The 14,844-nt window shown below is 76.2% G+C and carries 12 protein-coding genes, 1 pseudogene and 1 riboswitch; of the genes and pseudogenes, 5 read left to right on the top strand and 8 right to left on the bottom strand.

Going from position 1 to position 14,844, the window contains the following annotated elements; all coding sequences use genetic code 11:
- Positions 1 to 446 (bottom strand): annotated as a pseudogene (locus tag GYH36_RS13585) (dihydrolipoamide succinyltransferase); the annotation flags it as partial.
- Positions 443 to 1,198 (bottom strand): peptidylprolyl isomerase, encoded by a 756-nt coding sequence (locus GYH36_RS13590; protein ID WP_115942503.1) that lies wholly within the window; start codon positions 1,196 to 1,198, stop codon positions 443 to 445. The pseudogene GYH36_RS13585 and the gene GYH36_RS13590, both read right to left, overlap by 4 nt.
- Positions 1,199 to 1,409: 211 nt before the next feature.
- On the opposite strand from GYH36_RS13590, the gene GYH36_RS13595 reads away from it, so the two are divergent.
- A complete protein-coding gene (locus GYH36_RS13595; protein WP_312028636.1) occupies positions 1,410 to 2,183 on the top strand; it encodes an MBL fold metallo-hydrolase in 774 nt (257 codons plus the stop codon).
- A gap of 61 nt (positions 2,184 to 2,244) precedes the next feature.
- On the top strand, positions 2,245 to 3,633 hold the full coding sequence (gene hisS / locus GYH36_RS13600; RefSeq protein WP_162290107.1) for a histidine--tRNA ligase: 1,389 nt from the start codon (positions 2,245 to 2,247) through the stop codon (positions 3,631 to 3,633).
- 108 nt (positions 3,634 to 3,741) lie between these two features.
- On the opposite strand, the gene GYH36_RS13605 is transcribed toward hisS, so the two are convergent.
- Genes GYH36_RS13605 through GYH36_RS13615 form a run of 3 tightly spaced genes read right to left on the bottom strand, consistent with a single transcriptional unit; the run spans position 3,742 to position 6,966 of the window.
- Entirely contained in the window at positions 3,742 to 4,530 is a 789-nt protein-coding gene (locus tag GYH36_RS13605) for an energy-coupling factor transporter transmembrane component T family protein (RefSeq protein WP_162290108.1), read from the bottom strand.
- On the bottom strand, positions 4,527 to 6,275 hold the full coding sequence (locus tag GYH36_RS13610; protein ID WP_162290109.1) for an ABC transporter ATP-binding protein: 1,749 nt from the start codon (positions 6,273 to 6,275) through the stop codon (positions 4,527 to 4,529). Before GYH36_RS13610 ends, GYH36_RS13605 begins: the two co-directional genes overlap by 4 nt.
- Positions 6,268 to 6,966, bottom strand: coding sequence for an ECF transporter S component (locus GYH36_RS13615; protein ID WP_162290110.1), 699 nt, complete (start codon positions 6,964 to 6,966; stop codon positions 6,268 to 6,270). The genes GYH36_RS13610 and GYH36_RS13615 overlap by 8 nt, the downstream gene beginning before the upstream one ends.
- A gap of 98 nt (positions 6,967 to 7,064) precedes the next feature.
- A riboswitch (TPP riboswitch) is annotated at positions 7,065 to 7,184 on the bottom strand.
- A gap of 134 nt (positions 7,185 to 7,318) precedes the next feature.
- On the opposite strand from GYH36_RS13615, the gene GYH36_RS13620 reads away from it, so the two are divergent.
- Both GYH36_RS13620 and GYH36_RS13625 read left to right on the top strand, forming a co-directional pair.
- Complete coding sequence (locus GYH36_RS13620; RefSeq protein ID WP_115942509.1) at positions 7,319 to 7,759, top strand: hypothetical protein; 441 nt, start codon at positions 7,319 to 7,321, stop codon at positions 7,757 to 7,759.
- Positions 7,760 to 7,812: 53 nt separating this feature from the next.
- Complete coding sequence (locus GYH36_RS13625; protein ID WP_162290111.1) at positions 7,813 to 9,474, top strand: Rv2578c family radical SAM protein; 1,662 nt, start codon at positions 7,813 to 7,815, stop codon at positions 9,472 to 9,474.
- 55 nt (positions 9,475 to 9,529) lie between these two features.
- Here GYH36_RS13625 and GYH36_RS13630 read toward each other — a convergent pair whose 3' ends face one another.
- Both GYH36_RS13630 and GYH36_RS13635 read right to left on the bottom strand, forming a co-directional pair.
- Positions 9,530 to 9,844: a DUF1330 domain-containing protein gene (locus GYH36_RS13630; protein ID WP_115943647.1), complete on the bottom strand. Its 315-nt coding sequence runs from the start codon at positions 9,842 to 9,844 to the stop codon at positions 9,530 to 9,532.
- Between the two features lie 132 nt (positions 9,845 to 9,976).
- Positions 9,977 to 10,444: a PPOX class F420-dependent oxidoreductase gene (locus GYH36_RS13635; protein WP_162290112.1), complete on the bottom strand. Its 468-nt coding sequence runs from the start codon at positions 10,442 to 10,444 to the stop codon at positions 9,977 to 9,979.
- Positions 10,445 to 10,635: 191 nt separating this feature from the next.
- Between GYH36_RS13635 and aspS the strand changes: the two genes are divergently transcribed.
- A complete protein-coding gene (aspS, locus tag GYH36_RS13640; RefSeq protein ID WP_115942512.1) occupies positions 10,636 to 12,432 on the top strand; it encodes an aspartate--tRNA ligase in 1,797 nt (598 codons plus the stop codon).
- Positions 12,433 to 12,521: 89 nt separating this feature from the next.
- Here the strand turns inward: aspS and GYH36_RS13645 are convergent, their stop codons facing one another.
- Positions 12,522 to 14,768, bottom strand: a complete 2,247-nt coding sequence (locus GYH36_RS13645) for an MMPL family transporter (RefSeq protein ID WP_312028637.1) — start codon at positions 14,766 to 14,768, stop codon at positions 12,522 to 12,524.
- Between the last annotated feature and the right edge of the window lie 76 nt (positions 14,769 to 14,844).

The following is a 14,844-nucleotide window of genomic DNA, read 5'->3' on the forward strand; positions in this document are numbered from 1 at the left end:
GGTCGGGGGGCCGCGGGCCGCGGCGTCGGCGCGGCGGCCGCGGCGTCACCCTCGGCGGCCGGCGCGTCCTGCGCCGCAGGGGCGGGAGCCTCGGCCGCCGGTGCGTCCGCCACCTCGGCCTGCGCGGGGTCCTCGGCGGGTGCCGCGGCCTGCGCGGGGTCCTCGGCGGGCGCGTCGGCAGGGGTCTCGGTCGCCGTGGTGTCCACGGGCTCGGCCGGAGCGGTCGCGTCGTCGTCGGCGGAGACCGCCGGTGCCTCGTCGGCCGCCACCGGCTCGGCGGCGCTCTCGGTGGTCGCGGGGGCGTCCTGCGACGGCGTCGCCTCGGCGGGGGTGTCGGCCGCGTCGGTCGTCGGCTCCACGTCCGTCGCGTCGACCCGTCCGGTCTCGCTCGCCTCCGCGGGCTCCGGTGCCGGTGCGCTCGCCTGGTCGTTGGCGGGATCGCTCACTGGGTCTCAACTCCTTCGATGGTGACCGGGGTGGCAGGAGACCCGTCGCCGGATCCGTCCTGCGTCCCCGCGTCAGCGACTGCCTGGACGACGTCCAGGCCGGACGTGATGGTGCCGAACACCGTGTAACCACCCGCCACGTCGGACGGGATGGTCGAGTCCTCGTAGACGAGGAAGAACTGGGAGCCCATCGACTCGGCGTTCCCGCCCTGGCGCGCCATGGCGACCGTGCCGGCCGGGTAGACGTCGTCGGTCGGGGCGTTCTCGATGGGGCCGAACGAGTAGCCGGGCCCGCCCGTGCCCGTGCCGGTCGGGTCGCCGCACTGGAGCACGTAGATGCCCGACGTCGTGAGGCGGTGGCACGACGTGCCGTCGAAGTACCCGGACTCGGCGAGCGCCACGAAGCTCGCGACCGCCTGGGGCGCGGCGGCGCCGTCGAGCGTGAGCGTGATGTCGCCCGCGCTCGTGGTGAGCGTCGACGTCCACTCGCGGCCCTCCGCGGCGGACGCGGGCGGCAGCGTGTGCTCGCCCGACGGCGCGGTCTCGCCCGCGGGGTCCGCGCCGGGGTCGGTGCCAGGGCTCTGCGCGGCGGACAGCGCCCACCACACGGCGACGCCGATCACGACGAGGGCCGCGACGACGCCGACGATCGACCACGTCCGCTGGCGCCTCGCGCGGAGCTGGGCCACGTGACGCTCCCACTTCTCCTCACGACGACGCGCCTGCTCGCGCTCCCGACTCTTCGTCGACACCCCAGCTCCTTCGTCCGGCGCCGCGACGGCGCGCACGGTCGACCCCGGTGCAGCCGCGGTCGGTAGGGGACAGTGTAGGCACCGAGGACCCTGGTGGCGGGTGGATTTGCCGCGCCCAGGTCACGGTCCGGTATCGACCGCCCCACGGCGCGCGCGGGCCGGGCGCAGCCCGGCCCGACCCCGGCGGGCGCCCGCGGCTACGCTCGGCGGTGTGGACCGACCCTCCGGAACGACGCCCCCGAGCCCGCCCGACGACGCCCCGGGAGCACCCCACGTGGCGCTGCACGTCGTCGTCGCCCCCGTGTTCGGCACCAACTGCACGGTCGTGAGCGCGCCCGGCGGGGACTGCGTCGTCGTGGACGCCGGCGCCGGGGTCGCCGACGCCGTCGTCGCCCACGTCCGGGACGCGGGGCTCGCGCCGCGGGCCGTGCTCGCGACCCACGGGCACGTGGACCACACGTGGGACGCGGCGGCGCTCGCGGACCGCCTCGACGTCCCCGTCGTGCTGCACGCGGCCGACGCGTACCGGCTCGCGGACCCGTTCGGGAGCCTCGAGCACGCCGGGACGCGCGGGAGCGCCCTCGCGTCGGGACCGCTCGGCGCCGCGCTCGCGGCCGCGGGGGCGCGGCCGGAGGACTACCGCGAGCCGGGCCGCGTGGAGACGTTCGACGCAGGGCCGGGCGAGGCCCGCGAGCTGCGGTGGGGCGGCGTCGTGCTGCGCGCCGTCGGCGCGCCGGGGCACACCGAGGGCTCGACGCTGTACCTCGCGGGCTCGCCCGGCGCGGGCGTCGTGCTCAGCGGCGACGTGCTGTTCGCGGGCTCGGTCGGGCGCACCGACCTGCCCGGCGGCGACGGGGCGACGATGGCCCGGACCCTGCGCGACGTCGTCGCGCGCCTCGACCCGGCGTGGGACGTGCTGCCCGGGCACGGTCCGGCCACGACGGTCGCGCGCGAGCTCGCGATCAACCCGTTCCTCGCCGGCTGAGGCGCGTCCGTCGGCCGGGACGATGCGGCCGGGGCGGCCCGCGTCTGGGAAGATCTGACCCATGGCCAGGCCCACACCTCTCTCCGGTTTCCCCGAATGGCTCCCCGACGGTCGGATCGTCGAGCAGCACGTCCTCGACACCCTGCGCCGGGTGTTCGAGCTGCACGGGTTCGGCGGGATCGAGACGCGCGCGGTCGAGCCGCTCGACCAGCTCCTGCGCAAGGGCGAGACGTCCAAGGAGGTCTACGTCCTGCGGCGCCTGCAGGAGGAGGCGGGCGACGCCGACGCGGCGGGCCGGGGCGACAAGCAGCTCGGCCTGCACTTCGACCTCACGGTCCCGTTCGCGCGCTACGTCCTCGAGAACGCCGGGCACCTCGCGTTCCCGTTCAAGCGCTACCAGATCCAGAAGGTGTGGCGCGGCGAGCGCCCCCAGGACGGCCGCTTCCGCGAGTTCACGCAGGCCGACATCGACGTGGTCGGTGCGGGCGAGCTGCCCTACCACTACGAGGTCGAGCTGCCGCTCGTCATGGCCGAGGCGCTCGGCGCGCTGCGCGACATCGGCGTGCCCGAGGTCCGCGTGCTCGTCAACAACCGCCGTGTCGCCGAGGGCTTCTACCGCGGCCTCGGGATCGACGCCGTGGACGAGGTCCTGCGCCAGATCGACAAGCTCGACAAGGTCGGCCCCGAGAAGGTCGCCGCGCTGCTCGTCTCGGAGGCGGGCACGACCCCCGAGCAGGCGCAGGCGTGCCTCGCGCTCGCGGGCATCAGCGGCAGCGACACCGGCGTGGTCGACCGCGTCCGGGCGCTCGCGGCCGAGCACGGCGTGGAGAGCGAGCTGCTCGAGACCGGGCTCGCGGAGCTCGGCGCGCTGGTCGAGGCCGCGAGCGTGCGCGCACCGGGCGCCGTCGTCGCCGACCTCAAGATCGCGCGCGGGCTCGACTACTACACGGGCTCGGTCTACGAGACGGTCCTCGTGGGCCACGAGCAGCTCGGCTCCATCTGCTCCGGCGGGCGCTACGACACGCTCGCCTCCGACGGCGCGAACACGTACCCGGGCGTCGGCCTGTCGATCGGGGTGTCCCGCCTCGTGTCGCGCCTGCTGTCCGCGGGGCTGGTGCGCGCGACGCGCTCGGTGCCGAGCGCCGTCGTCGTCGCGGTGACGAGCGAGGAGACGCGCGAGCAGTCCGACGCGGTCGCGACCGCGCTGCGCTCGCGCGGCATCCCCGTCGAGGTCGCGCCCGCCGCCGCGAAGTTCGGCAAGCAGATCCGCTACGCCGACCGCCGCGGCATCCCGTTCGTGTGGTTCCCCGGCCGCGTCGACGAGGACGGCGCCCGCACGCCGGACCAGGTCAAGGACATCCGCTCCGGCGAGCAGGTCGACGCGGACGCGACGACGTGGGAGCCGCCCGCGGAGGACCTCCTCCCGCGCGTGGTGCCCGCGGGCGGCTGACGCCCGGACGGCGTGACGCGGCCGGCGTCGTCGGTCGCGGTCCTCGCCGAGCGCGTCGTCGTCGAGCCGCGTGAGCGCGCCACGGGCCCGTCCCGGCCCGCGGCGCGCTCACGCGGTGAGCGCCCCGATCCCCGTCACCCAGCCTGCGCGCACGCCGACGACGACGACGGCCGTCGCGACGGCGAGCACCACCCCGGCGGCGACGACGTCGGCCGGGACGAGCGGGACGGGCCGCGAGGACGTGCGCGGCCCGGACCCGAGCCCGCGCGACTCGAGCGCGACGGTGAGCCGTTCGGCGCGCCGCACCGCGCCGACGAGCAGGGCGAACGCCGCCGCGCCGAGCGCCCGGGGTGACCGGGGGAGCGTGCCGGGACGGCGCCGCGGGTCGCGGACGGCCTGGGCGCAGCGGATCGTGTGCCACGCCTCCGGGAGCTCGGTGAGCAGCCGGTGCGCGGCGAGCACCGCGTACGTCCACGTCGCGGGCAGCCGCGCGTGCTCGTGCAGGCTGGTCATGAGGCGCACGGGGTCGGTCGCGAGGACGAGCGTGAGCGACAGCGCGCCCACGAAGAGCGTGCGCACGGCGAGCCCCGCACCGACGGCGAGCCCGTCCACGGGGACCGTGAGCGGCCCGAGCGCCAGGGTCTCGCCGCCGGGCCGTGTCACGACGTTGACGACGAGCAGGCTCGTCGCGAGCAGCACGAAGGGCACGTGCGCGAGGGCGAGCGCGCGCACGCGCACCCGGCCGAGCGCGAGCAGCGCGACGACCGTGAGCGCCCACCCGACGGCGGGCGTGACGGGGTCGGTGACGAGCAGCGCGCCGGTCGACAGGACGAGCACCGTCGCGAGCTTGACGGTCGGGTTCCACCGCTCGAGCGGGGTCGGGCGGGCAGCGGTCACGGGGGCGACCCCGCGAAGGCGGCGGGCACCGTCGCCGCGTCGGTGGCGGCGTCGAGCGCGCGCACGAGCGCCCCGGGGTCGACGCCGCGGGCGCGGCCGACGCGCGACCACCACGCGAGCAGGGGTGGCAGGCGCAGCCCGGCCCGGGCCCGCAGCGCGTCGTCGGCGAGGACGTGGGGCGGCGGGGCGACGGCGGCGAGGCGGCCGTCGACGACGACGGCCAGGCGGTCGGCGACCGCGGCGGCGAGCGCGAGGTCGTGCGTGACGACGACCACGGCACCGCCCGCGTCGGCCCGGTCCCGCAGGGCGCGCGCGACGGCGGCGGCCTGGGTGCGGTCGAGCCCGGACGTCGGCTCGTCGGCGAGGAGGACGGGCGGGTCGAGCACGGTCGCGGCCGCGAGGGACAGGCGTCGCTGCTCGCCGCCGGAGAGCCGGTAGGGGCTCTCGTCGGCGACGTGGGCGAGGCCGAACCGCTCGAGGGCCCGTGCTGTGCGCGCCTCGACGTCCGGACGGCGCGCGCGCCGCGCGGACCACGCGACCTCCTCGCGCACGGTGCGCGCCAGGAGCTGGTGCTCGGGGTCCTGGAGCACCAGGGCGACGGACCCGGCGTCCGTGGTGACGACTCCCGTCGTGCGCTCCAGTCCGGCGAGGCCGCGCAGGAGCGTCGACTTGCCGCCGCCGTTCGGCCCGACGACGGCGAGCAGCTCTCCCGCCCGCACGTCGAGGTCGACGTCGCGCACCACGGGTCGTGCCCCGCGCCGGCGGCGGCCCGGCGCACCGCGCAGCACGCCCAGGCCCCGTGCGCGCAGGAGCACCGGCCCGTGCGCGGGACCGGCCCGTCGTGCGGGCGTGCCCCGGGCGAGGTCGACGAGCCAGACGTCGGTCGCGGGGTCGCCGAGGGGCGCGGGCGCGCCCGCGTGCTCGAGCCGGACCGCGAGCGGGAGCCGGCACCCGAGCGCGGCGAGCGCGCCGGCGTGCTCGCGCAGCACGCGCTCGGTCGGGCCGTGCGCGAGCACGCGACCGCCGCGGTCGAGCGCGAGCGTCGCCGCGGGCAGCGTGCCGAGCTCGTCGAGCCGGTGCTCGACGAGCACGACGGAGCGGGCCCGCCCCGCCGGGTCCCGCTGGTCGGACCCACCGACCGGCGTCGTGGGCCGGGCGAGCCCGGCGACGAGGGTGCCGACGTCGTGCGCGGCGGCCGGGTCGAGGAGCGCCGTCGGCTCGTCGAGCACCACGAGCCCCGGGTCGGCGACGAGCGCCGCGGCGAGGGCGACCCGCTGCGCCTCGCCCCCGGACAGGGCGTGCGTCGGCCCGTCGCGGAGGTGGGCGGCCCCGGCGGACTCCAGGGCCGCGGTCGAGCGCGCGTCCACGGTGGCCGGGTCGGTGCCGCGGTTCTCGAGCGCGAACCGCAGCTCGTCGTCCACGCGCGCCAGGCAGAGCTGGTCGCCCGGGCGCTGCTGCACGAGGCCGACGTGCGCGGCGAGCGCGGCCGGCGTCGTCTCGCGCGGGTCGGTGCCCGCGACGCGCAGGTGGCCGCGCACCACGCCGGGCAGGGTGTGCGGGACGACGCCGACGAGCGCGCGCACGAGCGTCGACTTCCCCGACCCGGAGGGGCCGACGACGAGCAGGGACGTGCCGGCGGGCACGACGACGTCGACGTCGTGGAGCACCGGGCGCGCGCGGTGGCCGAGGGCCACGTCCAGGTGCGCGGCCTCGACGGCGTGGGGCGCGCGGGACCCGTCAGTCACGGGTCGCGCCGATCGCGAAGGCGTCGAGCGCGCCGGTGCGTGCGAGCGCGTCGCCGAGCAGGCGCGCCGCGAGCCCGCACAGCACCACGCACGAGACGATCTGGACGCCCAGGCGCAGCATCGCGAGGTCCTGGCCGAGCCAGCCGAGGCGGACCGCGTTGAACGCGAACGTGACGAGCGCCGCGCTCACGCCCGACGCGACGAAGACGCCCCACCCGAACCGGCGGTAGCGGGTGAGCGCGAAGGGGAGCTCGGCGCCGGCGCCCTGGACGAGCCCCACGAGGAGGAGCAGCGGTCCTGCGGGCGAGGCGAGGAAGACGACCTCCACGAGCGCCGCGAGCGTCTCGGCGAGGACGCCCACGCCCGGCCGGCGCACGATGTAGGTGGCGAGCGGACCGACGACGATCCATGCGCCCGCGAGCACGTTCGCCGCGAGGTCCGCGAGCGGGCCCATGAGGATCTGCAGCGGTGCCCAGAGCTGCACGAACGCCCAGTAGACGAAGCCGAAGACCACGCCGAGGACCGCGACGAGCACCGTCTCGTGCAGCGTCGGCCCGCGCCGTCGGCCCCCGGCACCCGGCGGCCGGACCCTCGTGTCGGGCGCGCTCGCGGCCGGGGGCGCGGTCGTGGTCGTGGCCGGGGTCCGCGCGGCGGGCGGTGCGGGCGGGGGCGTCGTGCCGGGCTCGGTCATGCGGTTTCCCTCCGTCGGGCCCCCGGTCGAGGGGTGCACGACGACGCCGCCCGCCACCCCGCGCGTCCGGCCGGGCGCGCGGGCACGGCGCGCAGGGGACGGTGACGTCGGCCCTGCTCCCTTCGCTGGTACGAACCAGATCAGGTTCCACGGGTCTGCGGGTGGGACGGGTGTCCGGCCTGCACTCTCAGCGCTCGTGCGCTCCCCGGGGGCGTTCGGCCCGACCCTAGGCCCGCCGGGCGCGCGGGGGACACCCGCGTCTCACGCAGCGGGACGGCGCGCGGCACGTGTGCGAGGGTGGCCGGGGCCCCGCCGCCGGCGGACGGCCGGGACACGACGGGACGAGGCACGCATGACGACGGACAACGACCCTGCGGCGGTCGCCGAGCTGGACCGCCTCGACGGCGAGGTCCGCGCGGCCGCGCCGGGGGACACGACCGCGCAGGTCGCCCTGTGGCGACAGGTGTCGCGCCTGGCGACGTGGTTCTTCGTCGCCCGTGGCGAGCCCGACCGGCCGAGACCCTACGCGGTCGCCGCGCCGCAGGGTCCGATGGTCTGCCTCTACAGCAGCGCCACCCGCGCGCGCGACGCGGCGCACGCCCTCGGAGTCGTCCCGGCGGGCGAGCCGGTGCCGCTGCTCGCCGTGCCGATGCCGGACGCCGTCGGCTACGTCGCGTCGCTCGGCGCGGCCGGGGTCGTCGGCGTGGCGCTGGACCACCCCCGGATCGGTCACTTCGTCCCGCTCGCGAACCTCGCGACGCTCCAGGCGTGGGTCGAGGAGGACGCGCGCTGACCCGACCGCGCGAGCGCCTTGACACTCGTTCGAACACCTGTTCGAATGACGGGGTGCGGTGGGACGGACAGGCGATCGGCGCGGACGACGGCGCGCTCCCGGGGCTGGAGCGTGCGGGTCTCGTGCGCAGCGTGCGCACGCCCGAGTTCGCGGGCATCACGTTCCACGAGGTGACGGCCAGGAGCGCGCTGTCCAAGGTCCCGGCGATGTCGCGCATGCCGTTCCGCTGGACCGTCAACCCCTACCGGGGCTGCAGCCACGCGTGCTCGTACTGCCTCGACCCGCAGACCCCCGTCCTGCTCGCCGACGGCACCCAGCGCCCCGTCGGGGACCTGCGCGTCGGCGACGAGATCGTGGGGACGGCCCCGCACGGGGCCTACCGCCGGTACGTGCGCACGCGCGTCCTCGACCGCTGGACCACGCGCAAGCGCGCCTACCGCGTCACCCTCGCGGACGGCACCCGGCTCGTCGCGAGCGGCGACCACCGCTTCCTCACCGAGCGCGGCTGGCGCCACGTCGTCGGCGGGGCCGGGCACCGCGCCCACCTCGCGCTCGGCGACGTGCTCGTCGGCCCGGGCGCCGCGGCGCTCGCGGGCGGCGACGCCGTGCTCGACGGCCGCGACGTGACGGGCAGCGACGGGCTGCGGGTCGACTCCCTCGAGGCCCTCGACGGCCCGGGCGAGGAGACCGAGCTCGTCGACATCACCACCGGCACGCGCGACTTCGTCGCCGCGGGCGTCGTGAGCCACAACTGCTTCGCCCGCCCGACCCACCAGTACCTCGACCTCGACGCAGGGGAGGACTTCGACCGCGAGGTCGTCGTCAAGGTCAACGTGGACGAGGTGCTGCGCGCCGAGCTCGCGCGCCGCTCCTGGGCCCACGAGCCGGTCGCGCTCGGCACCAACACGGACCCCTACCAGCGCGCGGAGGGCCGCTACCGGCTCATGCCCGGCATCATCGACGCGCTCGCCGGGTCCGGCACCCCGCTGTCGATCCTCACCAAGGGCACCATCCTGCGCCGCGACCTCCCGCTCCTCGTCGACGCGTCCTCGCGCGTCGAGGTGGGGATCGGCGTCTCCCTGGCCCTCCTCGACCCCGCGCTCCAGGCGAGCGTCGAGCCCGGCACGCCCACGCCGCGCGCCCGGCTCGACCTGATCCGCGCGATCCGCGAGGCCGGCCTGCCGTGCGGCGTCATGGTCGCTCCCGTGCTGCCGTGGCTCACCGACTCGACGCGCGCGCTCACCGACCTGCTCGACGCCGTCAAGGACGCCGGCGCGACGGGGGTCACGGTGCTGCCCCTGCACCTCAAGCCCGGCACGCGCGAGTGGTACATGGGGTGGCTCGCGCGCGAGCACCCGCGGCTCGTGCCCGGGTACGAGCGCGTCTACGCGCGCGGCACCTACGCCTCGAAGGCGTACCGGTCGTGGCTCTGGGACCGCGTGCGTCCCCTGCTCGAGGCGCGCGGCTTCGCCGTCTCGGGCCACCGCGGCCCCGCGGGCGTCGAGGGCCGGTACCGCCGCGGCGAGCTCGGCGGCCTCGGCGGCGGCCCGCGCGACGCCGACCCGCCGACGGACGGGGCCTACCCGGCCGGGAGCATCGCACGAGGCGACCGGGCGGCGGGGTACCGCGGCCACGACGGGGCGCTCGCGGGGATGCCGGTCGACGGCGCGGGGCTGGACGTCGTCGGCGGGGGAGTGGAGCAGGTCCTGTTCTGACGGGGCGCCGGGCCGGGAGGAGCCGCGACCGCGGCCGGTGCGCCCGGCAGGCGGGTCAGGAGGGCCGGTCGCGGTGCGGCACGGCGCTGACCCGGACGATGTCCGTCCGGGCCACTGCCCGGTCGCGGACGTCGGCCAGCGCGACGCGCGCGGGGTCGGCCAGGTACGCGGCGAGCGCGTCGTCGTCGGGCATCTCGATGACCTGCACCTCGGTCGGCAGCGACGCGTCCTGGCCGGGCAGCGCGCGGACGCGCGAGACCACGCGCCCGCCGTGGACCGGCACGAGGGCGAGGACGTCGTCCTCGTACGCGGTGAGCATGTCGGCGTCGCCCGCGGTGGGCCACAGCAGGACGCACAGGGTGATCGGCATGCTCGGCACGGTACGCCGCTGCGCGTGCCGCCACGGCTCGACAGCCTCCCCGCTCCGAGGCGGGCTCGTCCCCCCCGCGCTCGCCCGTGCCCTTGCGGTCGCCGGCGCCCCAGCCGTCGCTCGGCGAGACCGTCAGGCGTCGGCGAGGCGCGCCGGGAAGCCGCCCGTCGCCACCGGACCCCAGCGCGTGATCGTCAGGCGCACGAGCGACTTGCCCTGCGTGACCATCGCGGCACGGTACTCGTCCCAGTCCGGGTGCTCGCCGCTGATCGACCGGTAGTACTCGACGAGCGGCTCGACGGAGTCCGGCAGGTCGATCACCTCGGCCTCGCCGTCGACCTGCACCCACGGGTCCGAGTACCGCTCGCCGAGCGACAGCAGCGACGCCCGCGCGTCACGGCGCACGTTCACCGCCTTCGCGCGCTCCGGGTACGTCGACACGACCACCCGACCCTCGGCGTCGACCCCGTACGTCACCGGGCTGAGCTGCGGGCGACCGTCCCGGCGGGTCGTCACGAGCACGCCGTCGTGGCGCGAACGCAGGAACTCCACGAGCTCGTCGCGCTCGACGCGCCGGTTCGTCGCGATGGTGCGTGCCACCAGGTCTCCCTCCTCGTGCGGGCGCGCACCGGCCGGTGCGCGCCGCCACCGGCCAACGGTGCCCGGCACCGCCCGGTGGCACCCGCCACGGTATCCCGGTCGAGCCCCGGCGCCCGCCCGCACTAGACTTCGCGGGACGCGCCCCCGTCCCGGGAGCGCGACCCCACCCGCCCACCTGGAAGGAACCCTCCGTGCTGCGCACCCGAACGGCCGGCTCACTGCGGGCCGAGCACACCGGTCAGACCGTCACCCTCACGGGCTGGGTCGACCGTCGGCGCGACCACGGCGGCGTCGCCTTCATCGACCTGCGCGACGCGTCCGGCATCGCCCAGGTCGTCATCCGCGACGAGGCCGTCGCGCACCCGCTGCGCAACGAGTTCGTCCTCCAGGTCACCGGCGAGGTCTCGCGCCGCCCCGAGGGCAACGAGAACACGGCCCTGCCCACGGGCGAGATCGAGGTCGTCGCGAGCGACGTCGTCGTGCTCAACACCTCCGAGGCCCTGCCGTTCCAGGTCTCCACGGCGCTCGCGGACACCGAGACGATCGGCGAGGAGGCGCGCCTCAAGCACCGCTACCTCGACCTGCGCCGCCCCGCGCCCGCGCACGCGCTGCGCCTGCGCGCCAAGGTCAACCAGGCCGCGCGTCGCGTGCTCGACGCGGAGGACTTCGTCGAGATCGAGACGCCGACCCTCACGCGCTCGACCCCGGAGGGCGCGCGCGACTTCCTCGTGCCCGCGCGCCTCGCGCCCGGCTCCTGGTACGCGCTGCCGCAGTCGCCGCAGCTGTTCAAGCAGCTCCTCATGGTCGCGGGCATGGAGCGCTACTACCAGATCGCGCGCTGCTACCGCGACGAGGACTTCCGCGCCGACCGCCAGCCCGAGTTCACGCAGCTCGACGTCGAGATGAGCTTCGTCGAGCAGGACGACGTCATCGCCCTCGCGGAGAAGATCCTCGTCGCGCTGTGGGAGCTCGTCGGGTACACGATCCCGACGCCGATCCCGCGCATGACGTTCCACGACGCGATGCGCCTGTACGGCACGGACAAGCCCGACCTGCGCTTCGGCAACCCGCTCGTCGAGCTCACGGACTACTTCAAGGACACGCCGTTCCGCGTGTTCCAGGCCGAGTACGTCGGCGCCGTCGTCATGGCGGGCGGCGCGTCGCAGCCGCGTCGCCAGTTCGACGCGTGGCAGGAGTGGGCCAAGCAGCGCGGCGCCCGCGGCCTCGCGTACGTCACGTTCGGCGAGGACGGGACGCTCGGCGGCCCGGTCGCGAAGAACCTGTCCGACGCGGAGCGCGAGGGACTGCGCGCCGCGACGGGCGCCCAGCCGGGCGACGCCGTGTTCTTCGCCGCGGGCAAGACGTCGGACTCGCGTGCGCTGCTCGGCGCCGCGCGCCAGGAGATCGCCCGGCGCACGGGGCAGATCGACGAGGACGCGTGGGCGTTCGTGTGGGTCGTGGACGCGCCGCTGTTCAAGCCGACCGGCGAGGACGACGACGTCGACCTGGGCCACTCCGCCTGGACGGCCGTGCACCACGCGTTCACGTCCCCGACGCCGGAGTGGATCGACACGTTCGAGCAGAACCCGGGCGAGGCGCTCGCCTACGCGTACGACATCGTGTGCAACGGCAACGAGATCGGCGGCGGGTCCATCCGTATCCACCGCCGCGACGTGCAGGAGCGCGTCTTCGACGTCATGGGCATCGGCCCCGAGGAGGCGCAGGAGAAGTTCGGCTTCCTCCTCGACGCGTTCAAGTTCGGCGCGCCGCCGCACGGCGGGATCGCGTTCGGCTGGGACCGCATCGTGGCGCTGCTGACGAAGTCCGACTCGATCCGCGACGTCATCGCGTTCCCGAAGTCGGGCGGCGGGTTCGACCCGCTCACGCAGGCACCCGCGCCGATCACGCCCGAGCAGCGCAAGGAGGCGGGCGTCGACGCGAAGCCCGCCGCCCCGGCCGCCGACGCGGACGGCGCGGCCGGCGCCTGACGCCGTCCGAGCCAGAGCGCCGAGGGCGCCCCACCCCGCACGCGGGTGGGGCGCCCTCGGCGCTCTGCGCGCCTCGGGGTGCGGGCGCGTCAGTGGGTGATCGCGAGACGGCGGTGCACCCACCGCAGCGGCCGCGGCGCCCACCAGTTGTACCGGCCGAGGAGCGTCATCGTCGCCGGGACGAGGAGCAGGCGCACGATCGTCGCGTCGACGAGCACCGCGACCGCGAGCGCGAAGCCGACCTCCTTGATGACGAGCAGGTCGCCCACGACGAACCCGGCGAAGACGACGATGATGATCGCTGCCGCCGACGTGATGATCCGCCCGGAGCGCTGCAGGCCGAGGCGCACCGCCTCGTCGTTCGTGGCGCCGGCGTCGTAGAGCTCCTTGACCCGCGCGAGGAGGAACACCTCGTAGTCCATCGCGAGGCCGAACGCGAACGCCACGACGAGCGCGACCACGTACGTCTCGATCCCCCCGACCGAGGTGAAGCCGAGCAGCCCCTCCAGGTGCCCGTCCTGGAACACCCACACCAGCACGCCGAGCGACGCCGCGAGCGAGAGCGCGTTCGTCAGCAGCGCCTTGACCGGCACGACGACCGAGCCCGTCATGAGGAACAGCAGCACGAGCGTCGCTCCGACGACGATCCCCACGGCCCACCACACGCGCTCGCCGAGCGCGTCGAGGAAGTCGACCTGACCCGCGGCCTGCCCGGTGACCCACACGTCGAATCCTGCGTCGGTGGCCCGCACCTCCCGCACGACCGACACCGCCTCCGGGCTGCCCGCGTCACCGGCCTCGACGTGCACGCCGACCACGGCGTACGGGCCCACCGGCGCGGCCGGGTCGACGCTCGCGACGCCGTCGAGCCGCGCGACGTCGTCGGCCCACGCCTGCGCGTCCGCGACGCTCGCGTCCACGACCGCGACCACCTGGGCGCTCTCGCTCGACGGGTACTGCGCCGCGAGCTCGTCGACGAACTCGCGCTGCGGCGAGCCCTGGGGGAGCAGCTCGATGCCCGAGTTGCGCAGGTGCAGCCCGAGCACGGGCAGCGCGAGGACCACGAGCACGACGACCGTCGTGACGAGGACCCACACCGGGTGACGCTGCACGCGTGCCGCGAGCCGGGAGAACGCGCCCTCGTCCGTCTGCACGTCCGCCGTGCGGGCGAGCAGCCGCCGCAGGCCGGGCACGCGGCCCAGCACGCCGGGCTTCGCGAGGCGGCGCCCCGAGAACGCGAGCAGCGCGGGGACGAGCGTGAGCGCCGTCGCGACCGCGACGAGCACCACGCCCAGCCCGCCCGCGCCGACCGACCGCAGGATGTCCGGGCGGAACACCATGAGGCCCGCGATCGAGATCGCGACCGTGAGCGCGGAGAACGCGACGGTGCGTCCCGCCGTCGCCATCGTGCGCACGAGCGCCGCGTGCACCACGCCGTCCCCGCGCCGCCGGCGCAGCGCCGGGTCGTCGCCCGCCGCGATCAGGCGGTGCAGCTCCTCCCGGAACCGCGACACGACGAGCAGGCCGTAGTCGATCGACAGGCCCAGGCCCAGCAGGGTGACGACGTTGACCACCGAGGCGTCGACGTCGAGCACGTACGTCAGGCCCAGCAGCACGCCGAGCCCCGTCCCGATGGACGCGACCGCGCCCGCCATCGGCATCGCCGCGGCGAGGAACCCGCCGAACACCAGCACCATGATGAGCAGCGCGACCGGCAGGGCGACCTTCTCGCCCGTCGTGAGGTCCTCCTCGACCTGCCCCGTGATCGCCTCGACGATGAGGGCGTTCGAGCCCACGAGCCCCGTCGCGTCACCGGCCGCGCCCGGGGTGGCCTGCGCGAGCGTGGCCGGGACCGCGTCGAGCTGCTCGACGACCCGCTCGGCCACCGCGTCCGTGCGCTCGGCGTCGATGTCGGTGCGCAGCGTCACCACCGACAGGAACCCCTCCCCGTCGCTCGCGACGAGCGACTGCGCCGCCGGGTCCTCGACCCCGCCCGGGATCACGTACGGGTTGATGACCGTGTCCACGCCCTCGATCGCCACGAGGTCCGCGTTGACCTCGGTCATCGCCTCGACGACCTCGGCGTCCGCCGGGTCGACCCCGCTCACGAGCAGCGTGATCTCCGGACCGCCCTCGTCGTTCTCGGCCAGGACCTGCGTCGCGCGCTCGCTGTCCGAGCCGGGGACGGTCGGCGCGCCCGTCGTCACCCGGTCGAACACGCCCTCGCCGTGCACGCCGAACAGCGCGAGCGCGAAACCGAGACCGGTGAGGACGACCCACACGACGACGGTCAGGCGGGGACGGCGGGCGACACGACGACCAAGGCTCTCGAACACGAGCGTCAGCATCCCACCAGCCCGTGCCGCCTGTCAGATCGCCCCGCACCGTGCGGACCGACGTTCACCCGACCTC

The sequence above is a fragment of the Cellulosimicrobium composti genome (assembly GCF_010287905.1).
GTDB classification, from domain to species: domain Bacteria; phylum Actinomycetota; class Actinomycetes; order Actinomycetales; family Cellulomonadaceae; genus Cellulosimicrobium; species Cellulosimicrobium composti.